Annotated in this window: 20 protein-coding genes and 1 pseudogene; 12 read left to right on the top strand and 9 right to left on the bottom strand. The window is 67.7% G+C overall.

The window, feature by feature from the left end:
* Positions 1-506 precede the first annotated feature (506 nt).
* Positions 507-1,778, top strand: a complete 1,272-nt coding sequence (locus BHS09_RS26900; RefSeq protein WP_140794355.1) for a DUF1444 family protein — start codon at positions 507-509, stop codon at positions 1,776-1,778.
* Positions 1,779-1,842: 64 nt separating this feature from the next.
* Positions 1,843-2,151 (top strand): endonuclease V, encoded by a 309-nt coding sequence (locus tag BHS09_RS26895; protein WP_237077453.1) that lies wholly within the window; start codon positions 1,843-1,845, stop codon positions 2,149-2,151.
* 585 nt (positions 2,152-2,736) lie between these two features.
* Here BHS09_RS26895 and BHS09_RS26885 read toward each other — a convergent pair.
* Both BHS09_RS26885 and BHS09_RS26880 read right to left on the bottom strand, forming a co-directional pair.
* The gene (locus BHS09_RS26885) at positions 2,737-4,602 is read right to left on the bottom strand and encodes a hypothetical protein (protein WP_237078461.1); all 1,866 of its coding nucleotides are present in this window, start codon (positions 4,600-4,602) and stop codon (positions 2,737-2,739) included.
* Between the two features lie 449 nt (positions 4,603-5,051).
* Entirely contained in the window at positions 5,052-6,662 is a 1,611-nt protein-coding gene (locus BHS09_RS26880; protein WP_161604920.1) for an FG-GAP-like repeat-containing protein, read from the bottom strand.
* 353 nt (positions 6,663-7,015) lie between these two features.
* Here BHS09_RS26880 and BHS09_RS26875 point away from each other — a divergent pair, with 353 nt between their 5' ends.
* Positions 7,016-7,366 carry a hypothetical protein gene (locus BHS09_RS26875; RefSeq protein ID WP_140794353.1) on the top strand — a complete coding sequence of 117 codons (351 nt, stop codon included), beginning with the start codon at positions 7,016-7,018 and terminating at the stop codon, positions 7,364-7,366.
* A 187-nt stretch (positions 7,367-7,553) separates the two neighbouring features.
* On the opposite strand, the gene BHS09_RS26870 is transcribed toward BHS09_RS26875, so the two are convergent.
* Positions 7,554-8,453, bottom strand: coding sequence for an RluA family pseudouridine synthase (locus BHS09_RS26870; RefSeq protein ID WP_140794352.1), 900 nt, complete (start codon positions 8,451-8,453; stop codon positions 7,554-7,556).
* Between the two features lie 152 nt (positions 8,454-8,605).
* Positions 8,606-9,895, bottom strand: coding sequence for a DEAD/DEAH box helicase (locus BHS09_RS26865; RefSeq protein ID WP_140799485.1), 1,290 nt, complete (start codon positions 9,893-9,895; stop codon positions 8,606-8,608).
* Positions 9,896-10,064: 169 nt separating this feature from the next.
* Here BHS09_RS26865 and hflX point away from each other — a divergent pair, with 169 nt between their 5' ends.
* Together hflX and BHS09_RS26855 are read left to right on the top strand one after the other, a co-directional pair.
* A complete protein-coding gene (gene hflX / locus BHS09_RS26860; protein WP_140794350.1) occupies positions 10,065-11,495 on the top strand; it encodes a GTPase HflX in 1,431 nt (476 codons plus the stop codon).
* Positions 11,496-11,585: 90 nt separating this feature from the next.
* Positions 11,586-12,908 (top strand): leucine-rich repeat domain-containing protein, encoded by a 1,323-nt coding sequence (locus tag BHS09_RS26855; RefSeq protein ID WP_140799484.1) that lies wholly within the window; start codon positions 11,586-11,588, stop codon positions 12,906-12,908.
* A 50-nt stretch (positions 12,909-12,958) separates the two neighbouring features.
* On the opposite strand, the gene BHS09_RS38660 is transcribed toward BHS09_RS26855, so the two are convergent.
* The 3 genes from BHS09_RS38660 to BHS09_RS26850 all read right to left on the bottom strand — a co-directional run bounded on the left by BHS09_RS38660 (position 12,959) and on the right by BHS09_RS26850 (position 14,300).
* Positions 12,959-13,132, bottom strand: coding sequence for a hypothetical protein (locus BHS09_RS38660; RefSeq protein ID WP_161605176.1), 174 nt, complete (start codon positions 13,130-13,132; stop codon positions 12,959-12,961).
* 152 nt (positions 13,133-13,284) lie between these two features.
* Positions 13,285-13,419, bottom strand: coding sequence for a hypothetical protein (locus tag BHS09_RS39955; protein ID WP_257792119.1), 135 nt, complete (start codon positions 13,417-13,419; stop codon positions 13,285-13,287).
* A 137-nt stretch (positions 13,420-13,556) separates the two neighbouring features.
* Entirely contained in the window at positions 13,557-14,300 is a 744-nt protein-coding gene (locus BHS09_RS26850; RefSeq protein ID WP_237077452.1) for a hypothetical protein, read from the bottom strand.
* 587 nt (positions 14,301-14,887) lie between these two features.
* On the opposite strand from BHS09_RS26850, the gene BHS09_RS26845 reads away from it, so the two are divergent.
* The 5 genes and pseudogenes from BHS09_RS26845 to BHS09_RS26820 all read left to right on the top strand — a co-directional run bounded on the left by BHS09_RS26845 (position 14,888) and on the right by BHS09_RS26820 (position 21,300).
* The gene (locus BHS09_RS26845; RefSeq protein ID WP_140794346.1) at positions 14,888-16,309 is read left to right on the top strand and encodes a hypothetical protein; all 1,422 of its coding nucleotides are present in this window, start codon (positions 14,888-14,890) and stop codon (positions 16,307-16,309) included.
* A gap of 94 nt (positions 16,310-16,403) precedes the next feature.
* Positions 16,404-17,060, top strand: a complete 657-nt coding sequence (locus BHS09_RS40355; protein WP_418763966.1) for a transposase — start codon at positions 16,404-16,406, stop codon at positions 17,058-17,060.
* Between the two features lie 445 nt (positions 17,061-17,505).
* Positions 17,506-18,879 (top strand): glycosyltransferase family 39 protein, encoded by a 1,374-nt coding sequence (locus BHS09_RS26830; protein ID WP_237077451.1) that lies wholly within the window; start codon positions 17,506-17,508, stop codon positions 18,877-18,879.
* Positions 18,880-18,964: 85 nt separating this feature from the next.
* A pseudogene (locus BHS09_RS26825) lies at positions 18,965-19,450 on the top strand (IS3 family transposase); the annotation flags it as partial.
* 1,145 nt (positions 19,451-20,595) lie between these two features.
* A complete protein-coding gene (locus tag BHS09_RS26820) occupies positions 20,596-21,300 on the top strand; it encodes a hypothetical protein (protein ID WP_140794343.1) in 705 nt (234 codons plus the stop codon).
* A 902-nt stretch (positions 21,301-22,202) separates the two neighbouring features.
* Here the strand turns inward: BHS09_RS26820 and BHS09_RS26815 are convergent.
* Positions 22,203-23,183 (bottom strand): hypothetical protein, encoded by a 981-nt coding sequence (locus BHS09_RS26815; protein WP_140794342.1) that lies wholly within the window; start codon positions 23,181-23,183, stop codon positions 22,203-22,205.
* 632 nt (positions 23,184-23,815) lie between these two features.
* On the opposite strand from BHS09_RS26815, the gene BHS09_RS26810 reads away from it, so the two are divergent.
* Together BHS09_RS26810 and BHS09_RS26805 are read left to right on the top strand one after the other, a co-directional pair.
* A complete protein-coding gene (locus BHS09_RS26810) occupies positions 23,816-24,991 on the top strand; it encodes a M57 family metalloprotease (protein ID WP_140799483.1) in 1,176 nt (391 codons plus the stop codon).
* Positions 24,988-25,203 carry an LCCL domain-containing protein gene (locus tag BHS09_RS26805; RefSeq protein ID WP_237079842.1) on the top strand — a complete coding sequence of 72 codons (216 nt, stop codon included), beginning with the start codon at positions 24,988-24,990 and terminating at the stop codon, positions 25,201-25,203. Before BHS09_RS26810 ends, BHS09_RS26805 begins: the two co-directional genes overlap by 4 nt.
* Here BHS09_RS26805 and BHS09_RS38655 read toward each other — a convergent pair whose 3' ends face one another.
* Complete coding sequence (locus tag BHS09_RS38655; RefSeq protein WP_237080467.1) at positions 25,204-25,770, bottom strand: NAD(P)-binding domain-containing protein; 567 nt, start codon at positions 25,768-25,770, stop codon at positions 25,204-25,206. It lies immediately after the preceding gene.
* Positions 25,771-25,871: the final 101 nt, after the last annotated feature.

The raw sequence follows: 25,871 nt of genomic DNA, 5'->3' as shown, positions 1-25,871 counted from the left end.
TGCGCGCAAGAGCGGCTTCTTGCCGCTCCCACAGCTTTGCTCGCGGCTGGCAATGGCGGGCGCCCCAACGAAGGCCTTCCAGGAACTGGCCGGGCCTGCGTGAGGTGTGGAGGCAGGAGGCGGGTGCTGGCGTACGTGAAGGAGGCGGGAGGGGGCGAGCGATTCTGAAGCACCTGAGCCTGCCCACGGCAGGTGCGAGGCGGGCCCCGGCGAGAGGTCCCCCAGGCTGCGTGGTGTTGAGGTCCAAGCCGCCCGGGACAAGAGAGCCAAGCCCCTGCCGCGCACCTGATGGGAGGGCGGCCAGGGTTGGCGTGTCCCCAAGGGGGCTCAAGCGGCCTGTGTACAGGCCGGGCGCACTGCTTGGGCGGCCCCCGTCAGCGGCATTCTCGGCTCCTCCGCTCCAGCCCTCACCCTCAACATGGCTTCTATCCCGCCTATACGCCGAGGCGCTCTCCGCGGACATGGGAGTGCTGCTCGCGTACCTGGGGCTGTAGTAGGAATCCCGCATGGGTTTCTTGAAGAAGCTATTCGGTCTGGAGAAGTCGGACGAACAGGAGTCGGTGAGTCCTCGGGAGTACCTGCTGCGCGAGGTGGAGTCAGCGCTCGGAGCCGACTCCACCGTGAGCGAAGTGGCGCGGCTGCCAGAGGAGTACGGGCTGCGCTTCAAGAAGAACGGAGAGGAGATCCAGATGTTCCTGGACAACCTCTTCGCGGAGACGCGTGAGCTGTCTCCCGAGCATCGCGCCGAGACCATCCGTCGCTTCCTGGGTGCATTCCAGGGAGGCGGCGCGAGCCAGGTCACGTGGGAGGAGGCGCAGGAGAAGCTGTTGCCCGTGGTGCGCTCGGCGACATTCGGCACCGTGCTGCCCGCGGGAGTGGACGGCTCCGCGAAACACATGGTGGAGCGCCGCACCATCCCCTTCCTGCGCGAGCTGCTGGTGTTGGACCTGCCCGACGCGTCCATGTACGTGCAGCAGGACCACCTGAAGGAATGGGGCGTCACCGAGGAGGAGGCCTTCACCTCGGCCTTCGCCAACCTGGACCTCATCCACGAGGTGGGCGTGGAGCTCCAGGACGAGAAGCCCAGCCCGCTGTGGTCCGTGGACTCCAACGACACGTATGAGGCCTCGCGCCTCTTGCACCCGGGCTTCCTCGCGTCCTTCTCCGGCCGCGTGAAGGGGCGTCCCGTTGCCGCCATTCCCACGCGCGCGGCGCTCGTCATCACCGGTGACGGGGACCCGGACCAGTTGAGTCGTCTGTGCGAGTTCGCCGAGCGGGAGTTCGAGGCGAGCCCTCGCGGCATCACTCCGGCCCTCTACACAGTGGACGACGCGGGCCGCGTGGTGCCCTACCACCGCCGGGGCGACGACGAGCTCGCGCAGCGCGTGCGCCGCGCCCACGTGCGCTTCGCCATGGGTGAGTACGCCACGCAGAAGGAGCAGCTCGAGGCCTGGAACGAGGCGAACGACGTGGACGTGTTCGTCGCCAGCTTCGGCGCTTTAGTGCGCAAGACGGACGACCGGCCCATCACCTGGTGCAGCTGGGGCAAGGAGGTGGACTCGCTGCTCCCGGAGACCGACGTGGTGGCCCTCCAGGTGGGCGAGAAGGACTTCTTGATGGTTCCCTTCCGCGAGGTGAAGCGGCTCGCCACGTCCTGCCTCGCGCCCGTGCCGAAGATGTGGCCCCCGCGCCACCGCACCGCCGGGTGGCCCGCGGACTCGGTCATCGAGCAGCTGCGCGCGGCCCAGGTGGACTTCAACAGCTTCACGGACCCCTGAGCCGTCCCCGAAGTCAGCGGGCCGGAGGCCTCCGCGTCAGCCGGGGGCCGCCTGCCTGGAGGAGATGACGATGCTCGCCTGCGTGGATGTGGACTACCGCGAAGACCTCACTGTGGCCGCGTGTGTCCTGTTTCGCGAGTGGGTGGATGCCTCGGAGGCCACGCACCATGTGGACGGTGGCCCGCGCGCGGCCGAGTACGAGCCCGGCCAGTTCTTCCGCCGCGAGCTGCCCCATCTGCTGCGCGTCCGCGCCCTCGTGACGGAGCCGTTGGAGGCCATCGTCGTCGACGGCTACGTCTGGCTCGGCCAGGACAAGCCGGGCCTCGGCGCCCACTTGCACGAGGCGCTGGGCCGCGTCGTGAACGCCCCCTGACACGTGCGGAGGAGCGCCTGGGGCGCTTCGCACGCGTGGTGCTCCCATCGACCCGTTCTCCTTCCGGCAGAACGAGGATGGACATCTGGATGCGCTGCTGGTGGCCACGGGCCAGGGCGATGCGATGTGGGGTCCGGAGCTGACACGCGGTGATGGACGGTTCGCCCTGTTGCGCGCGCCGGTGGTCGCCTTCGACACGGAGTTGCTCCCCCAAGCAGGAGAGGAGGAGGGGAGGGTAGCGCTCGAGGCCGCGGCCAGGAATGAGCCGATGAGGAGAGGACGCCGTGAGTGAACTGGGCAGAACTACTGAGGAGGACCTTCGACTTCGACGTATTGGCCTGCGGGAGGTGTGGAGGCAGGAGGCGGGGGCTGGCGTATGTGAAGGAGGTGGGAGGGGGCGAGCGATTCTGAAGCACCTGGCCTGCCCACGGCAGGTGCGATGCGGGCCCGGCGAGAGGGCCCCGGCCCTCCTCCAGCGCCGCCTCCACGAGTTGGAGCGCGTGGACGCGACACCCGACTTCCTTGAGGTCTTCATGTCCATCCAGGACGACCGGGCCGGATTTCGTCCCGTCTTCCCGCGGGAATTCAGTCGTCGCGCACGTTCCGGACATCCGGCTTCTTGCATCCGGGCGTCAGGCACACCCCGCCCACGACGGCACCGCCGCCGAACCCCGGCTGAAGGTCCAACGCACGCGTGTGGATGCGCACGCGGACGAAGGGATGGCCACAGCGCAGGTCCATGTCCAGCGCAGGGTCATGCTCCTCCGGGAGCAGCGGCAGCCCGCCGATTTGAAGCGCGAGCGAATGTCCCTCGTGTTGACGCGAGAGGAAGCGCTCGTACCGCCACGGCACGAAGCCCTTGGGAAACGGCTTCTTCAGCGCGGCGGCGTCCCGGTACTCGACGAAGACACGCGCGGGCGTCTTCGGGGCGCGGGCTGGCTTCACCGCGCGGGCGAACAGCAGGGACCTGTCACAGGGCTCGCACTCGTAGAGGCGCACGGTGCGCGCCTCCATGCCAGCGTCGAGCGAGGGAATGTGCAGTACGCGGCTCGGCTTCACCCGCCGGTTGCACTCGGGGCAGGCGGCCCGGGCCTTCAGGTCCGCGGCGGAGAGTCGACCCGGCTGGACGTCCCAGCAGCGCGCGCCCGTGAGCCCGAAGGGCGCGGGGTGGAGGCGGGCTCGCTCCGCGCTCTCGAGGATGGCCTTCGGCAAGCGCTTCGCGCGCTTCAGCGCCTCGAACTGCTCCACCAGCCAGTCGCCCTCGATGTCCTTCAACTCGGGCCGGCGCCCCTCCACCAGCCATTCGACGACGGCGCGCGCCAGGTTCACGCGTGCGCTCGGCGCGGAGCCCTTCGCGTCCGGACTCCCCGCCTCCGCGAGCACCGCCGCGAGCGCATGGGCTTGCGACTTCGCCTTCGCGCTCCGCCGCTTCAGGTAGTCCCCGAAGCCCGTGCCGTCACTCAGGGCTCGGCGGTCCAACTCCTGCTCGTGCAGCTTCTGTTCCTTCGCGGTGACAAGGTCAGGCGCGACGTGCTGGAGCACCCCCAGGAACTCGGCGGATAGCGCCACCTTCGCCCCCGCGAGGCGCCGGAGGAAATCCAGGGCCTGCTTGACCTGCTCGAACCTGTACGAACCTGGAACCGAGCTCCCGCTCACATCCCTCGCCGCGAGCCACCCGGGAGCCCAGGGCGCCACGGCCGCTATCTCCTTGAACCGATGCCCTTGCTCCCGAGCCAGCCGCTCCAGGGGCTTGCGCGTCGAGGGCTTCGTCAGCGTCCGCAGGGACGCGCACCACGAGGCGAAGCTCGACTCATCCAGCAGCCCCGGCGGCGAGTAGCGCTTCGGCCAGGTCTCCACCTCCGTGAGCAGCTCGATGCGACGGCGCAGCTCGCGAGGGTCCGTCGTCTCGAACTCGAACCTGGGCAGCAGCTCCTCGTACGTCAGCGCCTCGAACGCGTTGCGCGGCCGGAACACGTTGGCGAAGTAGACGTCGTTCTTGGGAAGCGGAACGTTCAGCTTCACCAGCCGGGTGCGCAGCGGCCGCAGGGACTCATCGTCTTTGGGACGTGACTCGATGCCAATCGGCGCGGTGAAGTCCCGCTCGCAGCTCGAGCAGGCCACGGCGGTCGGAGCGGTGGCCGTGCCACACGCGCAGCGCAACACGGGAGCCTTGCGTGGCACGTACTTCAGCGCCGCTTCCCGGCGGTGCTTCTGCAGCATGACGAAGTCGGTCTTCACGCGGCGGTCGGAGTGAGCCACCGGGAGCGCGCGCTTCTTTCCCTCCCAGAGGAAGCACCGCACCTCGCCGTCGAGGGTGAACTCCGCCAGCTCCCCACGCCCCCCGAGCCGCAGGGTCCAATCGAGCAGCGCCTCGAGCATCGCGCGCTGCGCCGGAGCGTCCGCCTCCGGCACGGCGCAGCTCAGCTCGATAGGGCAGATGAGGGTCGACACGTCGAACAAGGGACGCCGCTGCAGCTCTTGGAGGAGCTCTCCTACCGGGAGGGACTGCCCTTCCAATCGACCGGCGGACCACTTCTTCCGAGAGGCCCCAGCGGCATCGATTCGAGCCGCCAGCCCCCGCAACCCCTGGATTCGCACACACGCTCCTGATGTGAACTCCGGCGACAGCGTCTAACCGAGGGCAACTGTCATCGCCCATCCAGGACGCCACGAGCCGTGATGTCGAAGGAGGGCTTCGACACCCCATGGGCGCGGGTGAGCGCCCTGCTCGAGGGCATGTTACGCCGACTCCATCGCGGGGGTGCTCGCCCACCGGCACCTCGCCCGGCCAGCGGGAGCTGGACCAGGAGTCCTCGGGTGCGCACATGGGCTGAGCCCCGCTCTCGCGCATCCCCCGCTTCGGTGACACCACCGAAGCGGGGTCCGTACCCGAGGACGCTTCAGGGCAGGCAGCTCGTCGTCAGCATCGTGAGGGATGCGCTGCCTTCCTGGCTCACCATCAGCTCGAGCTTGTCACCGCCGCTGAAGTTCCCAGCCGCGAGCCCCAGCGGCGCGCCGTCCAGGAGTACGTCTTGTCTCGCCGAGAGCGAACCATCGCCCAGGCCACGCAGGAAGCTGACCCTGTTCTTGGCCGTATTCGTCACGGCGACGTCCAACCACCCGTCCTGGTCGAAGTCCGCCACGGCCAGCTCACCCACCTCCCCCAGCACGTCGAAGTCCTTCGCGGCCTCGAACGTGCCGTCGCCGCGTCCCAGTCTCACGCTCACCGCGGGCTCGTTGAAGGAATCTCCCTTGCTGGTCACCAACAGGTCCGCTCTGCCATCGTTGTTGAAGTCCGCCGCGGCCACATGCCTGGGCTCGTTCTGGGCGGAATACCGGAACGCCGCGAGGAACGAGCCCTCGCCCGCGCCAAAGTAGATATAGAACTCGGAGACGAGCGAGGCGGGCATCACCACGTCCAGGTGACCGTCCCCATCGAAGTCCGCCGTGGTGACGGTGAGCGCAGCGAAGGACAGGGGGAAATCCAGCCGGGTGAGTGAGCCCATCCCGTTGCCTTTCATCCAGCTCAGCGTCGAGGACCCCGTCGCGAGGCTCGTATTGACGGTGAAGACATCCCGGTTCCCATCTCCATCGAAGTCCGCCGTCGTCATCGCCCAGGGGCCCGCGCCCGTGAGGATGCCGCGTCCCGCCCCGAAGTCGCCATTCCCCAGGCCGGGCAGCACGCTCACCGACTGACTCCGGGTGTTGAGCACCACCAGGTCCAGCAGCGTGTCGCCGTCGAAGTCCCCCGTGAGGACGCTCTTCGGGTCCGCGCCCACCGCGAACTCCCCATGCCTGCGGAAGCTCCCATCCCCCTGCCCGAGAAAGGTGGCGACGGTCCTCTCGGCCATCCGCGTCCCGGCGAGGTCCAGCTTCCCGTCCTTGTCGAAGTCCCCCGCCACCAATCCCCGGAGTTCGGCCTCCACGGAGACCTGGGGGAGCTTCGTCAGTCCGACATTGTCACAGCGTGTCTTCGACAGTCGCGGCGCCGAGGGCGGCCCCATTCCCACTGCATTCACCGCCCGGACCACAACCTGGTACTCCGTATCCGGCCTCAGCCCCGTGAGCTCCACGCTCGTGCCCTTCGCCGACACGGAGCGCTGGACGGTCCCCGCGAGGAGCTCGACGGAATAGGAGTGAACCATCGCCCTGCCGTCCGAGGTCGGAGGCTCCCAGCTCACCTGTAGCGCCGTGTTGAGGGAGACGACATCGATGATTCGCGGGGCGCTCGGCAGGTCGTGGGTCGTCACGGCGACCGAAGCGCCTGACTCAGGCCCATCTCCGGCCGCGTTGGTGGCGCGAACCTGGAAGGTATAGCTCGTGCCGTCGGAGAGGCCGGACACCACCACCTGCGTGGCGCCTGTCGTCGTGGCGGTGATGCCTCCGGAGCCCGTCACCGTGTACTTCACGATGGCGCCGCCGCCGTTCGAGGTGGGCGCCTGCCAGCTCACCTGCGCGGACCGGATGCCTGGCGTGGCCTGGACGTCCATCGGTGGCTCTGGAGTCGTCACTTCGGGCTCCGGCCTCGGCGGAGGGTCCTTGTCCCCACCCTCCGAGCTGGAACCGGAGCACGCCGCGAGGAGTCCCATCAACAGTGCGGCAACGAGGCCGCGCTCATGCACCTGAAGCATCATCCATCCCTGGTCAGTTGGCTCCGGCCGGCCATGCGCGGCCTGTAAAGGCAAACCATATGCCCCAGGCGTCGTGAGGCACAGCTCGGAAGTCCGCCCGCGAGGCGTGCAGCGCGTGGCACAGGGACTGTGAAGGTCAAGGCACGACTGCCCATTCCCTGCACAAAGGCAAAAGCCCCTGCTCGTGCCACTTCACTCACGCCGCCGGTTGCACTAACCCCTGGGCAGGGGCCATGACCAGCAGCGACGAGGTTTTCATGGTGAGCCTGTGGGACATGCTGAGCCTGTTGTCGATTGTCTCCACCCTCGGAGGGGCCGCGAGCGGCGCCGCGCTCGCGGGCGGAGGCGGCGCCCGTCTAGGATTGGGCGTGGTGCTGGGACTCGGGCTGGGCGTTCTGTTCACGGTGGGCCTCCGGAAGATGGGGGACCGTGTCTTCCGCTCCATCCCGGACGAAGACCTGTCCGGGCGCTCCCCGCTCCGACTCCGCCTCATCTACGTGGCGGCGGTCGTCTGGGTTCTGCTTCCCGCGCCGCTGCTCGGCAACTTGATTGCACACCGCCTCATCCGCGTCGTGCTCCCGTAGGCGGCCACGGCCTCTCTCCCCGAGGGACGATTGCGGCACCGAGCATCTGCTCGCGACGACCCATGTGGGCCTGAGCCGCAACGAGGACATCGTCACGGGCCTGTGGCGACCTGCCGAACAGGTCATCGAGCGGCACCCGGTGGCCGGCGCGCACGCGTGGCTCGAGGGATGAGTCCGGGCGCTACCGCTAGGAGTCCTGGACGCGGAGCTCGAGCGGGGGGGGCGCCTGAAGCTGAACGTGCTCGCCCGAGCGCGGATGCAGGAAGGTGAGCGACTCCGCGTGCAGCAGGTAGCCGCCGTCTCCGGGCAGGCCGGGGTGCTCCGCCAGCGGCAGGCCGCCCGCGGCGAAGAGCGGGTCCCCCACGAGCGGGTGGCCGATGAAGGCGAGGTGGATGCGGATCTGCTCGGAGCGCCCCGTGTGGATGTCTACCTCGAAGAGGGTGTGCTCGGTGCGCCGCTCCAGCACCCGGGCCGTGCTGTGTGAGGGCTTTCCCCGCGCACTGGCACCATGGACTTCGCCCAGCCGCGGATGGGGCACCAACCCGATGGGCGCGCGGATGTCGTAGGACTCCTGGGCGGCGAGTCCCTGGGAGAGTGCGCGGTAGCGCTTGTGCACGCGGCCCTCGCGCCAATCGCTCGCCAGGCGCGCGGCTGCGTCGCGGGTGCGGGTAAAGAGCACGAGGCCCGACGTCGCGCGTCCCAGGCGGTGCATGGGAACCGCCTCGGGCCATCGTGCCTGGACGAAGGAGAGCAGGGTGTTCTTCAGGAAGCCTCCCGAGGGCAGGGTCGGCAGTCCGCTCGGCTTCACCACGACGACCAACTCCGCGTCCTCGTACACGAGCTCGAAGGACTGCGGAGTGTCCGCCTCTTCCCACGGCGGGCGGTGCCAGCACAGCCACTGCCCCGGCCTCAGCGGCTCCGAGCCGTCGGCGATGACGTCGTCGAGTCGCACCTCGCCCCGAGCGAAGCGTGCCCGCCACTCCTCCTCCGAGGAGTGACGATACTTGTCCGTCAGATGGGCGAGCGCGCTGCTGCCCGGTCGGCTCCCGAGCTTCTCGCGATACACATAGCCGTCGTTGAGCAGCACTCGCGCACCCTACACCGCGTGGGCTCGCGGTGGGAGGCACTCCGCCTCCCGTCGCCGTACTCCGCGTCTGGCTCACCGCCTACGAAGGGGGTGGCACCCCGGGGGGGACTCACCCGCACGTGGCCCTGCTGGACACGGGGGAGCAGGAGCCGCTACGGCCCGCGCTTCGGAGGGCGAGTGGCGGCGGCAGCGGCGGCAGCGGCGGCAGCGGCGGCTTCGCGCAGCTTGTCCTTCTTGCTCTTGCGCCGACCCTTCACGCCGCCGTTCGGATCCAGGGGCGGCGTGGTCGTCGAGACCTCTTCCGTCGGCTCGAAGCCCGGCACCTGCTCGCGCGGGAGGTCGAGTTGGTGGCGTTTCTCAATGAGTCGGAAGTGGGCTTCGGTGTTCGCGCTGACGAAGCTGATCGCCACGCCCTTGTCGCCCGCGCGCCCCGTGCGGCCGATGCGATGCACGTAGTCCGCGGTCGAGCGGGGCAGGTCGTAGTTCACGACCGCCGGCAGCTGCGCGATGTCCAGGCCGCGAGCGGCGACGTCCGTGGCCACGAGTACGCGCACGCGCTTCGCCTTGAAGTCCGCGAGCGCCTTCGTGCGCGCGCCCTGGCTGAGTTCCCCATGCAATGACGTCGCGACGATGCCGGCGCGGTTCAGCTTCAGCGCGACATGGTCCGCCGTGTAGCGACTGGCCACGAACGTGAGCACGTGGCTCCACGCATGTGTTTCCAACAGGTGCCGCAGCAGCATCGTGCGCCGGGGCACATCCACCTGGAGGGCCCGCTGGAGGATGAACTCCGTCGAGGGCAGCTCCCCGTCATCGACGTCGATGCGCGTGGGCTCGTGCAGCAGTTGCTCCGCGAACTTCCGCACCGCGGGTGGGAAGGTGGCGGAGAACAACAGGTTCTGGCGGCGCGCGGGCAGCAGCGCCAGCAGGCTGTTGAGCTCATCGGCGAAGCCCAACGAGAACAGCCGGTCGGCCTCGTCGAGCACCAGCGTCTCCACCTCGTCCAGCCGGAGCGCGTTCTGATGCACCAGGTCCAGCGCGCGGCCGGGCGTGGCCACGACGATGTCCGCGCCGCCCCGCAGCGCCAGCATCTGCGGGTTGGCGGAGACGCCACCGACCGCGAGGCAGGTCTTCAGCGGCTTCTTCAGGTGTTGGCCGTACCGCTGGATGGAATCGACGATCTGCGCGGCGAGCTCCCGCGTGGGCACCAGGATGAAGGCCCGCACCGGTCGGACCGACCCACCGGGACGCGCCCGCAGGGCTTCCAGGATGGGCAGCAGGAACGCGGCGGTCTTCCCCGAGCCCGTCTTCGCCGAAGCCCAGACGTCGCCACCTCGCAGGACCACGGGGATGGTCGCGCGCTGCACCGGCGTGGGTTCGTCGTATCCGAGTCCGACCACGGCGCGGGTGAGCGCGTCCGACAGGCCGAGCGAAGCGAATGTCATGGGAAGGAAGCCTTGGGTGGCGCGAGGAGGCGGAAGCCTACCCTGCCCGGGAGGTCCGCTCCCGGTATTCCTGCCCCCTCCCCATCCAGGCAAGGTGTCGCCCGGACCCGGTGGGGGGGCGGGGGGCGTGGACTCGCCCCGTCACGGGAAGGCGCGACGTGCTACGAGCATGCGCATGACGATATCCACCCTCCCTGAACGTCCGCGTGCCGTCCTCGTCGGTGTCCAGCTTCCGGGCGTCTCCGACGAAGAGCACGCCGCGGACTTCGCGGAGCTGCGCCGGCTGGTGCACACGCTGGGGTATGACACGGTGGCGACCGTGTCCCAGAAGCGGACGCGGCTGGCCACGGGCACGGTGCTCGGGACGGGCAAGCTCAAGGAGCTGGCGGCCCTCACCGGAGGCAAGGGCGTGATTGCGTCCGGGGCGAGCGACCGGACGTCGAAGGCTCGCGAGAAGTGGGAGGCCGCCGCCAACACGGAGCCTGGCCCCGAGGACGAGGCCGTCGAAGAGGAGGCCGACGACGGGGAGCCGGAGGACGCGCTGCTGCCTCCGCCTTCGGAAGAAGACGACAAGGCGGAACCCCGGCCCACCGTGGTGGTCGTGGACCACGAGCTGTCGCCCGGCCAGCTGCGCAACCTGGAGAAGGCCACCGGCGCGATGGTGCTGGACCGCGCGGGCGTGATTGTCGACATCTTCCACCGGCACGCGAAGAGCCACGAAGCGCGGATGCAGGTGGAGATCGCCCGGCTCAACTACCTGGCTCCCCGGCTGCGCGAATCCACCGGAGGCCGCGAGCGGCAGCAGGGGCGTGGCTCGGGTGACTCGGCGCTGGAGCTGGACCGCCGCAAGATTCGCGACCGGCTGGCGGAGCTGCGCGAGGGACTGGCGGCCATCCAGAAGGACCAGGACCACCGCCGCTACGCGCGAAGGGACCTGCTGCGGGTGGCGCTGGTGGGCTACACGAACGCGGGCAAGTCCTCGCTGATGCGTGCGTTGACGGGCAGCACGGTGCTGGTCGCGGACCAGCTCTTCGCCACGCTCGACACCACGGTGCGCGCGATGCAGCCGGAGACCCGTCCGCGCATCCTGGTCTCCGACACGGTGGGCTTCATCCAGAAGCTGCCGCACGACCTGGTCGCGTCCTTCCGCTCCACGCTGGACGAGGCCCTGGAAGCGTCACTGCTGCTCTACGTGGTGGATGCGTCGGACCCCACGTGGGCCGCGCAGCTGGAGGTCACCCGCACGGTGCTCCGGGATATCGGCGCGGACGCCGTACCGAGCAAGCTGCTCTTCAACAAGGTGGACCGGCTGGACGCGGCGGCGAAGGAAGCGCTGCTCGCGAAGCACCCGGACGCCCTGATGCTCTCCGCGCACCTGCCGGACGACGTGGCGATGCTGCGCAAGAACATCATCGCCTTCTTCGAGTCCTCGATGGTGGAGGCGGACCTGGTGATTCCCTACTCCCGGCAGGGGCGCATCAGCGAGGTGTACGAGCACACCACGGTGGTGTCCCAGGCCTACGACGAGAGCGGCAGCCGGCTGCGCGTGCGGGGCCTTCCAGGGGCCATCGCGAAGCTCACCCAGGCGTTCCAGGAGTAGGCCCCCTATACGCCGAGATGACCTGCTCGCTGTTCCTCGCGGCGCTGCTCCAGGTTGAAGGCGGGTGAAGTCGATGGGAGCTTCAGGGACATGGCTGTGAAACAGGACGGGGTGAAGGTCTGGGGGCATGAGGTTTCCGCGCAGGAGCTGTGGCCCCGCCTGGAGGCGGTGGCGACGCCCGGGTGGCGGGAGAATCTGGCCTCGTGGTGGCAGGGCGTCACCGGGGAAGGTGTCCTCTTCCACGAGGGAGACCTGGAGGCGGACTCGCTCGTCGTCGGGCCGAGGCCGCTCGTCGTCTCCGGGAGCGTCCGGCTGAAGGGCCTGCTCGAGGACGGACACGCGGCGGACCACACGCTCCTGGTGGTGCTGGGAGACCTGGAGGTGGAGAACGTCGCGACCTTCTCGGCCATGTTCGTCGCGGGCAACGTCCGGATTCGAGGCCTCCTCTTTGGTGACTCGCTCGGTGATGACATCTTCTGGGTCGGTGGGGCGCTGACGGCGCGCACCCTCGTCGAGGAGCACCACCACATCGAGGTCCACGGCGCGCTCGACGTGGAGGTGCTCGTGGGCAGCAAGCTCACCGCCCCGGTGGGCCGCCCTCGCCAGACGCTCCAGCCGCACGAGGCGCTCCTTCCGGGAGCCTGGAGCGCGGAGGATGAAGACGAGGACGGCGTCAGCGATTCGACGCTCGACCGGAAGGGACTCCTCGCGAAGCTGCGCGCGGGAAAGCCCGTGCTGGGAGACACCCGGCTCGGCCCCGTCGAGAAGGCGATTGCCGCCGTGAAGGAGAAGGCGGCGCGAGGCGAGAAGGCCACGCGGCTCGGGCTCACGCAGAAGAAGCTGAAGGCCGTTCCCGAGGAGGTCTTCTCCCTCACCTGGCTGGAGAGTCTCACGCTGGACTCGAATGACGTCGCGGAGCTCTCCCCCCGGATTGGCGAGCTGCGGGAGCTGAAGAGCCTCAGTCTGGAGTCCCTCCCGCTGAAGACCCTGCCCGTGGAGCTGTGCCGGCTCCCCGCGCTCAAGAAGCTGAGCCTGCGGTACTGCAACAACCTCACCCGACTCCCGGACGCGTTCGGTGAGCTGGAGTCGCTGGAGGAGCTGTATCTCGACGCCATGACCCTGGAGGGCTTTCCCGAGGTGCTGACCCGGCTGCCGCGACTCAAGAAGCTCTGGTGGTGGCGCTTCTTCAAGACGACGCCGGGCCAGGTCCAGCTCCTGGTGGACGGCCTGGGCCGGATGCCGAAGCTGACGCATGCCGGGTTCTTCCAGGGGGAGTTGTCCGCGCTGCCCGGGGGCCTCGCTCCACTCGCCCGGCTCAAGCAGTTCAAGCTGGGGCTGGACCGCGTCCCCGAGGCGGAGGTGAAGCGGCTCGAGGCGGCGCTGCCCCCCGGCCGCCTGCATGTGGGGTACTGAGCGGCCCTTCTCGGCTCCTCCTGGCCCTGCGCATCCACTGCGCCTGGCGCTCAGGCCGCGGCGCGGGCCTGCTGAGTCTCCTCCGCGCTCGGCCGCCACAGCACCTCCCAGCGCGCCTCGGGGAGCTGGGGTGGAGGAGGCTTCACCTCCGACACCCCCTCCACCTCGACGTGCACCCCGCCACCCCAGGCGAGGATGCCCGCGAACAGTCCCAGGACGCGCATCGGGGGATGGATGGGGCCCTCGTGGCGCCGCGGGCCCCCTGGCGCTGGGCCGCAGGGAGCGCTTGCCGGGTGCCTGCGCCCCAGGCACCGGGAAGAGCGGCACGATGAGCAGGCCCACTTCTCCAGCCTCCAGGTGAACCGTCGTCTCTCTCTCAGCCCAGCGCGAGCCACGGTGGAAGCCCGCTGAAATCGGAGGAGGCCACCATCCAGATGCCCAGCACGACCGCGGCCGTCAGCCCCACCAACACCAGAAGGCCCAGCAGCACATGTCCGCGTGTCGCTCTCATGGCTCCACCCCGTCCCGCCCTGGCTCACGGCGAGAGGGCCCAAGGTCGCCCACTTCGCCTGCCTCACGGGCCGGGAAACCGGAGGCCGCTGACCCCCGCGCTCCGGCACGGCACCGGAGGCGGGCTGTTCCAGCGGACTACTCGGCGCGGCAGACGGCCGGCGCGGAGAGGTTGGGGCGAATCATCTTGAACGGCTGAATCAGGTCCGGGACGCGGAGCAGCGCGTCACGGCAGCCCGCCTCGTCGTTGCCGGACATCTCCACCTTGAAGCTGCAGTCCTGCGCGCCCTCGCAGACCGTCTTGGCCAGCCGCGCATAGCAGTCCACGGCGCGGGCGCAGGTGCCCTCGCCCAGGTCCACCGACGCGGAGGAGGACGTTGTCGAGGCAGAGGCCGTGTTCGTGTTCGTCGACACCGACGCGCCAGCGGACAGGGAGTCCCGCGAGTTCGCGCCCGGGGCGTTCAAGTTGATGGTGACGTTCGTCTGCGCGGGCGCGTGGGTAGGGGCGGCGACGTAGCGCGGGTTGATGCGGTCCTGGGCGCAGAGGTACAGCTCCTCGCCCTTCTTGCGCACCGTGGCGAGCTTCGCCTCCAGCTCCGCCGGAGGAACCTGCTTGTCGTCCACGGAGACCTGGAAGGTGTACGCGTCCTTCCCATTGTAACGGTAATACATCGTGGAGGTCGCATCGTAGGTGACGGCGATGGCCGTGTTGTCCATGGACTGCGACTCGAGACCGCTCTCCAGGGCGCAGACGCCGATGGACGTCTTGGTCGTCGAGGCGTCATTCGAGTCGACGGGCAGCGTGTAGAACTTGTTGGCACCACAAGCCGCCAGCGAGAGACACAGAGACGTCAGGGACAGTCCCTGGATGAGCCGCTTCATGAGGTTTGCTCCATAGGAGGGGAATGGGTCCGCGCTGGTGAATCCCGGCGGAGTGGCGCATCGACGCGTGCACCGGTTGCTCATTCAATCTTGACACGAAAAGGCCCGCCCCCGGAAGTCTCGGGGACGGGCCTGTCGCGGGCGTTTATCGAAGCCTGGGACTGGTGCGGCGTCGGCGGCTCAGGTCGTCAGCTTTGAGGTGATGTCGATGGATGCGGGAGGGGGCGCGCGATGCTGGAGCACCTGGGCCTGCCCACGACATGGCTTTCATGCCGCCGATACGCTCCAGTAGAGGTCCATGGGCTGCAGCCAGGGCATCCCCGGAGCTCGCGACACCTCGGTGGATGACGCTGATGTGGAGGCGCTTGGGGTGACGGCCCCTCGGTGGTGACTGGCGCCATCCGCTTGGTGACTGCGGTCACCGGCCCAACGCCTCACACGGGAGCCCCAAAGCCATCACAGTCATGTGAAATCAGCACGTTACGTTGAATGCCCAAGATGGCATGGGCGCTGCAGTGAGACAGCGCATGGGCGGGACAGACTCGCCGCAGCAAACCTCCTTCGCTGTCAGAAACCAGGTGATCCCCATGATCGGCGTCAAGGCCAAGGCCCCCTCCTTCTCCTCCAAGCGTACGGGTGCTGCGCAGTCCTCTCCCACGGCCCCGAAGCCGTCGCCGTCGGCGGGGCCCGTTCCGAACATGGGCGGGCGCGTCCCCCAGAACCCCGCGAACCTCCCCGCGCGGCCCTCCGGCCCGGTGGATTCGTTCCAGTCCGCGGGTGCGCCCGCACGGCCCTCCAGCCCGGCGGCGACGCCCCAGCCCGCGGGCGCGCCCGGACGGACCTCCGGCCGTGAGGCGGCGCTCCAGGCCATGGCCGACTTCGGTCCCGCGGCGCTCCAGACCGTGGCCGACTTCGGTCCCGCGGCGCTCCAAGCCGTGGGTGGCTTCGGTCCGGCGGCCGCGCTCCCTCCCATGGGTGGCTTTGGTCCGGCGTCCGCGCTCCCACCGATGGACAGCTTCGGTCCGGTGTCCGCGCTTCCACCCATGGGCGGCTTCGGTCCTGTGTCGCCGCTCCATGCCGGTGGCGTGCCCATGGGCCACGTCAACCCGATGGATGGGTTCGAGACGGGCGCCATCACCCACCCGCGGTCCTTCAACGCACCGATGCTGCAGGGGGCGCAGGGGCCGGTCAACGAACCCGCCACCTTCGCGCCCCGCGGGCTTCCCAAGAACCTCGAGAACCTGCAGCACCTCAAGCCGGCTCCCGAGGCCTCCGGTTCCGGCGTCCCGAGCGCCAAGGACAAGCGCCCGGCTGGAGACAAGCGGACGGCGGCGCAGATCGTCGATGACACTCCAGCGCTGAAGAACCTGGGCCGCCAGAAGGACATCAAGTTCGACCAGCTCTGCAAGCAGACGGGCATCGACCCCAAGCTCGACCTGAAGGACGCGAAGCAGAACCCCGACGCCGTCTACCGCCTGGCCAAGGTGCTGGAATTCATCGACAGCGCGAAGGCCTCCAATGGCGAGGACCGGTCGAAGAAGGTCCAGAATGGCCAGGGCGACGGCAACATCGAGGGCATCACCAAGAGTGGCGATGCGCGGCACGGCACCGAGGCCGGCATGGTGAAGGACTTCGCAGAGAAGGGGTACTCCTTCCTGGGTGAGCACCAACTGCCAACCACGAAGGACACCCACGTCAAGGCGGACGGAAGCAACAAGGACAACTTCCAGTGGTTCGCGGGTGAGGCGGGCAAGCACCTGTGGTTCCTGCCGGGAGTCAGCAACGTCCTGACGGGAATCGGCAACTCGGAGGGCGGCGTCAAGGGCGTCTTCGAGGGCGCCGCGAAGGGCTACTTCAACACCTTGAAGGGCGCCGCGGAGGGGGTCATTGGGGCTATTGGCAAGGGCCGCGTCAACCCGGCGTCCATGATCTTCGGAGGCGCCATGGGCGCGCTGGGGAGCACCGAGGCCGCGCCGCAGCCGGTGAAGGACATCGCCAACATGCTCTGAGCCCGTGGTGCGGCCCTGCGCTTGAAGACGTCCCTCGGTTTGAAGACGTCCCTCGGAGCTCCCTTCAGATGGGCAAGCTCCGGGGGACGTCCGCATGGGGCTCAGTACAACGTTCCGCAGGCGGCGATCCGCTGAACCTGAAGCGCGGCCAGCCGCTCCTGCGGCTCCGCCACTGCGGCCCCTTCGCGCGCGGCCACGGCGGGAGCGACAGCGTCCAGGGCGGGGACGTTCCGGAGGGATGCGAGTGCTCGCGAAGGCGGAGCAGCCCCGGCTCGGGCGCCGGCAGCGCCAGGCACGGGAGGGTCCGCAGCACGGGGACTCGCTGTGTCATCCTCCGGGCTGCGTGAGGTGTGGATGCAGGAGGTGGGTGCTGGCGTACGCGAAGGAGGGGAGGGGGACGCGCGATTCTGGAGCACCTCAGGACATCGCCAATCACTACCCGGACGTAGAAACCATTCACATGGTGCTCGACAACCTCAGCACCCACTCCTGCCGCGCCTTGGAGATACGATACGGGGTGCGAGCAGGACGTCGGCTCTGGCGTTGCTTCACCGTGCATTTCACGCCCGTGTATGGCAGTTGGCTCAATCAGGCGGAGGTAGAGATTTCCCTGCTCTCACGTCAGTGCCTGGGCAGTCGGCGCATCCCAACCCTCGACAAACTCGCTCAGGAAACAGACGCCTGGGCGCGGTGGGCCAGCCACCAGCGGCTGCGAATCCGCTGGCTCCTTGTTGCTGAGCACGGTGGTTGATGGAGCCAGGGCTCGTTTCGGACCGGCTGGGTGATGGGAAGTGGCTGCGGGAGGGCGCGTCAGCGAGGACCACGATGGACTCGCCAGGAGCCGCATCCTGCGATTCGAGGAACTTCCTTGTGGTTTCAATCTGGAGCGGCATGGGTTGCGCTGACGACACCTCGACCAAAGGGGGGTGAGCATGATGTCACCCTGCGAATTTCGTATTGCTAATTCCAAAGCCTGAGCTGTCCGGTTTGACGGGGGCAACTCCACGCCGCGTGAACTGACTTGCGCCTTCTCGACACACCGGGACGCCTTTAGTACGCGTGTCCGGGTGCGTTCTTCGAATCTCTCTACCCCCCGTCCCCACCTGCCCTGGTGGCCCCTGGTGCTCATCGCTTCAGGTGCATGGCTGCTGCGCATCGCGGGCTTCTTCCACCGGGGAGGCGCTTTCGGGCATCCCGTGGACTACGACGAGGGCGTCTATTTCAGTGCCGCCGCACTTCTCTCCCATGGTGTATTGCCCTATCGTGACTACTTCTTCGTCCACCCTCCTGGGATTGCCATGTTGCTGGCGCCGGTGGCCGCGCTCGCACGTGGCTTCGACGCAGCGCTGGCATTCACGGTGGTCCGTTGGCTCGTCCCTGGGATCGGGGCACTGAGCACGCTCCTGTGCGGACGCATTGCTCAGGAGCAATGGGGCGTCAGGGCAGGCGTCGTGGCCGCGCTCGCCTATGCCGTCTTTCCAGAAGCGGCCGCAACCGAGCGCGGGCCCTTCCTGGAGCCACTGCTCAACCTCACCTGTCTTGGCATGGCATGGGTCTGGCTGCGGCATGGGGCTGATGACTCACGGTGGAAGAGGGACCTCCTGGCCGGAGCCCTGCTTGCCACCGCGTGCGCCATCAAACTGACAGCCGGCGCCTGGGTCATCGCCGCGGTGTGGGCTCGCGGCATGGAGGGCCAGGGACGGCGTGCCCTACGGGTCGTGCTTGTCGCGGCAGCCGTGGGACTGGTCTGGCTGGGCCCCTTCTTCGCACTCGCCCCCGCCGCGATGCTCGATGGCCTTCTTCGGTTCCAGTTGCTCCGCCCTCCCGATGGCGAGCCGGATGTCTGGCACCGGCTTCTCATGATTCTGGGCGACGGGCGCATGGGCTTCTCCGTCCTCTGTGCATGGGCCTTGGTCGTGGCCCTGGCCCGAACTCGTCGAAGGGAGGCCGTCGCCGAGCGACTCTTCGCGGCCGCCTGGGTTCTGACGCTCGTGACTTTCTTGTCATCGAAGAGCTATTGGGCCCAGTACAACGCTCACTTGGCGCCTACCATGGCGGTCCTCGCGGGGTTGGGGGCCTCCGTGGTGTTACGTTGGGCGGACACACGCTCGCGCACGCAAGCCGCGCTCGTCGCCGCCACGGTGATGCTCATCGCACTCTCACCGCTGCCGGCGGCCATCCGCTCTGCGAATCAGGGAGACCGTTTCCTGCTCACGCTCGGGAGCTCACTCCGGGCCTCCGTCCCCCCGGATTCAGCCCTTTGCACCTTCGAACCGGCTTGGGCAATCGCCGCCGGGCGACTTCCCGGAATCCCAGAGGGGGCGCCCGTCCTCGTCGACCCCTACGGCCTCATGCTGAACGATGCACTGGGCACACCCGGGCGCTTCGCTCACGCAGGCGCTGCTTTCGAGGATGAGCGCTCGCAGCGGACCATGCTCCCCATGCTTGCGCGCTGTGACATCCTGGTCCTTGAGGGACGTGGCGAATGGCAGCTGTCCTCCGCCAGCGAGCGCTGGGTTCATGAGCACTTCGTGCGAGAAGGGCTCTTCTGGCGGCGTGCTTCTGAATGAAGCCTCGCGCAGCCCCTCTCTGCCAACGTGAGTGAGACAGTTCGTACCCAGCAGTTCAGTGTGCAGGGCGACCCAGGCAGGAACGATGAGCGCAGTGGTGGACGCGGCCCGGGTCAGGGAGACCGAGGTGGAGGAGAAGGCCAGGCGGCGAGGCTTCACGGCGGAGGACAAGTTGCGGGTGCTGGCGGAGGCAGACCGCTGCACGCAGCCTGGTGAGGTTGGGGCGCTGGTGTGCCAGGCACTGGGACTGCCGCGTGCCACCTACTACCGACGAGCACGGCCCAAGCACGGGCCGGTGCGCAGAAGCCGCTCGCCGCGGGCGCTGGCCCCCGAGCCGCGGGCCGAGGTGCTCGCGACGCTGCATGAGCCGAGATTCCAGGATGTGGCGCCAGCGGAAGTCTACGCGCAGTTGCTCGATGAGGGGCGCTACCTGTGCTCCGAGCGCACCATGTACCGGGTGCTGGCTGAGAGTCACGAGGTGCGTGAGCGCCGCAACCAGCTGCGCCACCCGAACCACCCGGTGCCCCAATTGCACGCGTCGAAGCCCAATGAGCTCTGGAGCTGGGACATTTTGAAAGAACCATGCGCGCGGGCACAGCTTGTGGCGCTTGCGCTGAGAGACGCTCAGTCGCTGGATGGCCCCGGCAATCACCGAGGGGCCGTGCTTTGGGAAGTCGACGGGAGGCGTCACCTTCCCTAAAGGAGTGCGTCTTTCGGGAGTGGCTCAATCAGGCCCACACAGATTTTGGGACTGGGTGCGCATCTGAAATGCGCTCTACATGCCCAATTGAGCCTGACGGCCTACGGATTCGGAGTCCAACACCGATATCTCTTCTCTACGTAGTTTGATACGTAGTTGTTGGCGTCGAGGACCCGGAAGCGGATGTAGAGATAGAAGAACCTTCCGCCTTGCTGTAAGCCCGTTGTGCACCACTCGGTGTAGGTGGTGGTGCCGTTATCCCAGGGCCAGTTTTCTGGAGAAGGATCGGCATCTAGGTCGTACGCCATTTGCCACTGATAGGTATACGGTGACACGCCATTGCTTGCACCTCCGGTGCATGTAATGACGGTTGTGTCGCGATTGTGTGTGCAGCTCATAGTCGCTGCTGGAGGTGGTGTTTCGAGAGCGGTAATGGTGTCTCCCGAGTCGACTCCATCTTCGTCGGCGGCAAGTGGCTCCCCGCAGGCTCCAAGCAATGCCACGGTCGAAGCAACCACTGCGGCGAATGGAAGGTGCTTCACTATTCTCCGAACGGACATGAGGCTCTCCTGTGGTGAGCGGTAATGGCAATCTGATGTAGACGAGCGGCCGTGTCCCGCCCCCATCCGGCGTTGTCCACGGGTGGAGTGCAGCGACTTCAGAGCCGCCGAAATCTCCCGTGAGATTCGCGGGTCGACCTGGGCGGGATGGAGCGCGAACGCTTCGACGCCGACATGAAGAATCGTGACGTCGGAGGGTCGCTGACGGGGTCGCCCGAGCGAAGCTCCCGTCCGGTGGACAGGCCGCGCAGCCCCTTGCGCCGCCTCGAACCGCTTGAGCGCATCAAGGAACTCAGGCCGAGGCGAGGCGGGGATGCGCCTTGCTGCACCTGGAAAAGGATGAAGTGACGGGCGAATCTTGCAGCATGTCTGGATTGCGATTGGTGACGACCAGGAATCACACTGGGGGTCGTATTGCGTTTGGCTATTCTGGCCGATTTTCCATCAGGAGAGAGAATGTTCGGAGCCGTACGAATTTCCCAGCTCGTTTCAGCCCTCGCGACCGCTATCGTCACACTGACCGCGGCTCCGGCCTTCGCGGGAATCGTCTTCTTCGATACGACGGCGTCGATGCGCAGCGCGGCGGGGTACCCCATTACGAACACCATGGACGTGGACTGGGCGTACGCGAACCGAAGCGCGGAAGCGGTGTGTGCCTGGGCCGGGTATGCGCGAGGTGTCTACACGGGGGCGCAGTTGGGTGAGTTGATGGGGATTCATTGCTTCACCGAGGACATGGTGGGATGGCAGGACATCCCCTACGACGTGGGTCTGTCGGCATGGTGGGAAAGCACCGTCACGCCGATTGGTGCGCAGAAGTCCTTCCGGGCCGAGGCTGCCGCGCACGAGGAATGCGGCACCGGCACGTGGGGCATGCCCTATGACACGGGGTTCCTTACCGGACACCACAACAGTGTGACGGACAACATGGGGCTGGTTTGCATCAATGCCTCCAACTCGCAGCAGAAAGGTGCCTACACGAACGACACGGCCTTCCCCGCCATGTCCACTGGCTTCAGCTTGACTTCGCCATGGCCGGCTGTGCGCAGTGTCGCGAACCAGGTGTGTCAGCATCATGGGTTCGAGACGGGCTTCGCGCGCGGAGCTGCGACCTCGGGAACGGCGTGGGTCCTGTATGTGTGGTTCACCTGCATCTCGTGATGCCGCGCTGAAGCTCTCTTCCTCGAGGCTGAGACAGGCATGACGTGGAGGGGTGGGCCCATGCGCCTCGGCCCTCGCTCCGTTTTTCGACGGGCCCCGGTGTCAGGGCCGGGCTTGCCAGGTCAGCCATCCGCTGAGGGGACGGCGGTCGCTGTGCAGTCGTTGAGCAAGATGGGCTCGAAGAAGGGAGCGGCGCGCACGCGCAAGCCCGATGCGGCAGCCGTCTCGCATCTACAAACCAGACGAGGCTGCCCGAGCGTTCGTCTCATGGGCGGTCTCCCGCTGCCCGTGAGATGGATGTCTTCAGCGTCGTTGTATTGATGTCTGGGGTCTGGAAGTTGATTTCGCTGTTTGGTTTGAAAGTGTAGCTTGTTCTTGAGGTCTGGGACCTCGTCACCCCTAAGTTGAGGAGTTCAAGAATGAAGTCACAGTCTGTTGTTGTGGCCTTTGCCTCGCTTCTGTTCGTCGCTTGCGCAGGGCCCGAGGGTGGGGGGGAGGGACAGGACCTCTCCACGGTCGAACAGAAGTCGCTGGTCGGTGAGCCTGTTGTCGCGACGTGGGAGCTTGGGGGGTGGAAGGAGAGCATCAACTCGATGGGGGATGGCTTTATTGCCCAGAGGGGGTCTGGTTTTGACTGTTGGTCGGTGGGTATGAAGTGCTTCCGCAACCTGGTGAAGACCGGGACCAACACCTATTCAGGTGAGTGTGGAGTTTGCTCTGGCTCCAGCGTGGTATGGGGGCCTGTTTCCATCACGGTCAGCGGGGATGGGAATTGGCTGACGCAGTATTGCCAGGGCTCGACTTCGACCTGGGCCCGGGTTCCGTAGGGCGCTCGCCTGATTCGCCGCGAAGCCGCCCTTGGGTTGTCCGGGCGGCTTCGCGTCATTCCTGGAGCGGGCGCATCAGGCTCCGGGCAGCACGAGAATTCGCACGAGCCCGGAGTTGTCGTTGACAGGCGCGTCCGCGAAGCGCACCTGCAGGGGCGCGTCCTCTCCCGTCAGGTCGTAGGTGTACTTGTGCTCGGCCGCGTTGAAGTCCGCCGTGGATGCCGGGTGCTTCCAGGTCTTTCCTCCGTCGACGCTGACCTGGACGAGGCTCATCCTGAGCGGAGCGGCCGCCGGGGGCTTCACGCCCGCGAAGGCGAACTCAGGGTCGAAGCCGACGTTGCGATTGGTGACGCCCGGGCTCGGGAACATCGGCGCGGGCTCGGGTTGACCGGACTGTGGGCCTGGGACGATGTTGTTCCCCCACACGTTGAAGGTGCCCTGCATCGTGACACGGTAGGGCTTGCCCTTCTGGAGCACCTGCTTGCTGGGAACGGGGGCGGCGCTCCGGGTGTTCAGCCACAGCTCCTCGGCGGGCACCACGACAATCTTCAAGCGCCCGGAGTTGTCGGTGACGGGCTTGTCGGCGATGCGCACCTGCAGCGCGGACTCCCCGCCCGTCACCTCATAGCCATACTTGTGCTCGGCCGCGTTGAAGGCCGCCGTGGAGGCCGGATGCGCCCAGGTCTTTCCTCCGTCGAGGCTGAGCTGAATGGCGCTCGCCCTGAGCGGAGCGGCCGCCGGGGGCTTCACGCCCGCGAAGACGAACTCAGGGTCGAGGCCGACGTTGCGGTTGGTGACGCCCGGGCTTGGGAACATCGGCGCGGGCTCGGGCTGGCCTGACTGCGGGCCCGGGGCGATGTTGTTCCCCCACACGTTGAAGGTGCCCTGCAGGGTGACGAGATGCGGCCATCCCTGCTTCAGCACCGTCTGGCTCATCACGGGAGCGGCGCTCCGGGTGTCGAGCCAGACCTCTTCCTGCTGCTGCGCCCACGCGGGGGCGGCGGCCAACACCCACAACCCAGCACAACGCGCGGTCAGTTGCAAAAATCCTCTCATGCTCTCTCTCCATTGTCTCGAACGGGGACTGCGGATGCTCGGGAGCTTCTCCGCGAGTCGTGGGAGTGCAAGCGAGGGACCAGGAGGAGAGAGTCTTCACTGCTCAGCGCGTTTGCTCTGCCATCGGATGGAATGGGGCTCGAGGCGCTGTCGCCAGCGCGGGCCTGACACGTCAGGAGGCATGGGCTGACATGGGGGTTGACGCGTCAGAGAGGGCTCCGGGTGACGGCGTCCTGGAGGGCGCGCAGCTGACGCACCTGACGCGAGGCGCCCGCCGCCACGCGAGCCGGGCCCCTTCCCGCTCCGGTCCCGGCCTGGAGCCGTGAGTCTTCTCCTGGTCCCTTGGAATCCGAGCGGTGTCAGTGCCCATGCAATTAATTGTGAAGCGCCGCCCGGCACGAAGGAAGAAGCGGACAGGTCCACCCCAGGGGGCCGAACCCGCGGAGTCTCAACGCGAGGGAGAACAAGAACGCCGTTGAAATACCCGGGGGGGGTCACATGCCGAGGAACGCTGTGTCGCGAGCCTTTGAGCTGTCGACCCGGCGAATGCGCGCTATGAGGCGTCGCGCGGCCACGGCGTGAAGCCCACGCCGGACGGCGCGCATTCCCCGCAGTCAGATAGACGAGCATCCATGTTCAAGCAGACAGCAGTCCTCGCGGTGACCGGTGTCGGATTGCTGGTCGGCTGCGGCGGTATGGACCCGCGGATGGAGAACGAGGAGATCATCTCCAACCTCATCGAGGCCGGCTATCCGGCCAATGACATCCGCGTCATCGACGAGGCCGTGTTCGTGAGCGGCGACGCGCATGTGACGCTCCAGGCGTCCCGCGAGATGATTCAGACTCCCCCGGGGAGCGCCGAGCACTACCGCTCAACCAACCTCGTCGGCGCCCAGGTGACGAAGATCTGCATCAACCCCTCGGCCGCGTTCAGCAGCTCTCCCAACTTGAGCCAGGGACTCGACCTGGCCATCGGCAACTACAATGCGCTCGGTCTGCGATTCACCTTCGCGCGCGGTCCGACGACCGGCTGCTCCGCGACCATCGCTGCGGAGATCTCCACCATCCGACCAGAAAACTGGGCGGGATTCCCTTCGGACGGCCTGCCCTACGGGTCCATCAACATGATCCCCGCGATGAACGACCAGCCCCTCGACATCAACGAGCACATCATCACTCACGAGCTCGGCCACACCCTCGGCCTGCGCCACACGGACTACTATGATCGCAGCATCAGCTGCGTGCCACCTTACACCGGCGTCGAAGGGGACGAGGACGTGGGCATCATCCACATCCCGGGAACGCCGACCACCGCCGTCTGGGACGGGTCCGTCATGAACGCCTGCCCCCACATCGGCAGTACCGGCGAGTTCACCAGCGCGGACATCACCGCGCTGAACATCCTCTATGGCCAGAGCGCCACCCAGAGCTGCTCGAACGTCAACGTCGCGGCCTACCGCGGGCAGACGGGGGCGCAGATTCGCTGCACCTGCTCCTCGGGGGGCGGGGGCTCGGTCTGGGGGACGAACCTCTACACCGATGACTCGAACATCTGCACCGCCGCGGTGCACGCGGGGGTGATGACCACCAGCGGCGGGGCGGTGGTCCTCGAGGTCCAGCCGGCCCAGAGCACCTTCATCGGAACCAACCGCAACGGCGTCACCACGAGCTCCTACGGCGCCTGGGGGGGAGCTTCCGCTTCATCGGGGCGCAGGTGCCGCAGCCGCCGCCGCTCTGCTCGAGCTTCAACATCATGTCCTACCGCGGGCAGAACGGATCGAGCATCCGGTGCAACTGCCCGACGGTGAGTCTCGGGGCGTCGGTATGGGGCACGGACCTCTACACCGATGACTCGGATGTCTGCGCGGCGGCCGTGCACGCGGGCGCGATTCCCGCCACCGGCGGACAGGTCTCCGTCACCATCCAGCCGGCCCAGGGCAGCTACGCGAGCACCACCCGCAATGGCGTCACCACGTACTCCTACGGCTACTGGTCGGGGAGCATCTCCCTCAGCCCGTAATCAGCCCGTCGGCGTCTGGCGACCGGGTCGGTAGCGGACGCTATCGGGTCCTGGTCGCGGACATGACCCTCCGGGGGTGGCAGCTCCCGGGGGGCCATGCGGAGCAGGCGAGACCCCGTTCGGGTGGTCCATCCGCGTGCGCGTCGACACGACCTCCAGGATGGCGCGTCTTGCCGAGCGCCGCGAAGGCGCGCGGCCCGGGGCCGCTGGGACAGCACCTCGCCCAGGTGCGGAGGCCCCGTTCCCCCAAGCAGGAGGTGAGGAGGGGAGGGTGGCACCCCAGGCAGCGGGCAGGAAGGAGCCGATGAAGGAGAGGACGGCGCGTGTGGACAGGGCAGAACTGCTGAGGAGGACGTTCGACTTCGACGTATGCGCCTGCGTGAGGTGTGGAGGCATGCGGCGGGTGCTGGCGTACGAGAAGGAGGCGGGAGGGGTGCGAGCGATACTGGAGCAGCTGGGACTGCCCACGGCGAGTGCAAGGCTGGCCCCGGCGCGACTCGCGGTGCGGTTCCAGACCGTCACCCGATGCCCGGCTCGCAGAAAGGCTCCCGCGAGAGCCGAGCCCATCTTGCCCAAACCGATGACCGTCACGTCGCTCTGTGGATTGCTCATGTTCGCTGCCCCTTGGTGCGCTGCGCTGGATGCGTGCGTCTGTCATTCGGATGAAT

The organism is Myxococcus xanthus (genome assembly GCF_006402735.1).
Classification (GTDB): domain Bacteria; phylum Myxococcota; class Myxococcia; order Myxococcales; family Myxococcaceae; genus Myxococcus; species Myxococcus xanthus_A.
Note: the sequence above shows the minus strand (reverse complement) of the source record. Positions and strands in the feature narration are given on the sequence as shown.

What these genes read in the sequence shown, in the direction of transcription:
- BHS09_RS26900 (WP_140794355.1), top strand. Translation starts at nt 507, where the DNA reads ATGGGTTTCTTGAAGAAGCTATTCGGTCTGGAGAAGTCGGACGAACAG.
- BHS09_RS26895 (WP_237077453.1), top strand. Translation starts at nt 1,843, where the DNA reads ATGACGATGCTCGCCTGCGTGGATGTGGACTACCGCGAAGACCTCACT.
- BHS09_RS26875 (WP_140794353.1), top strand. Translation starts at nt 7,016, where the DNA reads ATGACCAGCAGCGACGAGGTTTTCATGGTGAGCCTGTGGGACATGCTG.
- BHS09_RS26865 (WP_140799485.1), bottom strand. Translation starts at nt 9,895, where the DNA reads ATGACATTCGCTTCGCTCGGCCTGTCGGACGCGCTCACCCGCGCCGTG.
- hflX (WP_140794350.1), top strand. Translation starts at nt 10,065, where the DNA reads ATGCGCATGACGATATCCACCCTCCCTGAACGTCCGCGTGCCGTCCTC.
- BHS09_RS26855 (WP_140799484.1), top strand. Translation starts at nt 11,586, where the DNA reads ATGGCTGTGAAACAGGACGGGGTGAAGGTCTGGGGGCATGAGGTTTCC.
- BHS09_RS38660 (WP_161605176.1), bottom strand. Translation starts at nt 13,132, where the DNA reads ATGCGCGTCCTGGGACTGTTCGCGGGCATCCTCGCCTGGGGTGGCGGG.
- BHS09_RS39955 (WP_257792119.1), bottom strand. Translation starts at nt 13,419, where the DNA reads ATGAGAGCGACACGCGGACATGTGCTGCTGGGCCTTCTGGTGTTGGTG.
- BHS09_RS26850 (WP_237077452.1), bottom strand. Translation starts at nt 14,300, where the DNA reads ATGAAGCGGCTCATCCAGGGACTGTCCCTGACGTCTCTGTGTCTCTCG.
- BHS09_RS26845 (WP_140794346.1), top strand. Translation starts at nt 14,888, where the DNA reads ATGATCGGCGTCAAGGCCAAGGCCCCCTCCTTCTCCTCCAAGCGTACG.
- BHS09_RS40355 (WP_418763966.1), top strand. Translation starts at nt 16,404, where the DNA reads ATGGGGCTCAGTACAACGTTCCGCAGGCGGCGATCCGCTGAACCTGAA.
- BHS09_RS26820 (WP_140794343.1), top strand. Translation starts at nt 20,596, where the DNA reads ATGTTCGGAGCCGTACGAATTTCCCAGCTCGTTTCAGCCCTCGCGACC.
- BHS09_RS26815 (WP_140794342.1), bottom strand. Translation starts at nt 23,183, where the DNA reads ATGAGAGGATTTTTGCAACTGACCGCGCGTTGTGCTGGGTTGTGGGTG.
- BHS09_RS26810 (WP_140799483.1), top strand. Translation starts at nt 23,816, where the DNA reads ATGTTCAAGCAGACAGCAGTCCTCGCGGTGACCGGTGTCGGATTGCTG.
- BHS09_RS38655 (WP_237080467.1), bottom strand. Translation starts at nt 25,770, where the DNA reads ATGGGCTCGGCTCTCGCGGGAGCCTTTCTGCGAGCCGGGCATCGGGTG.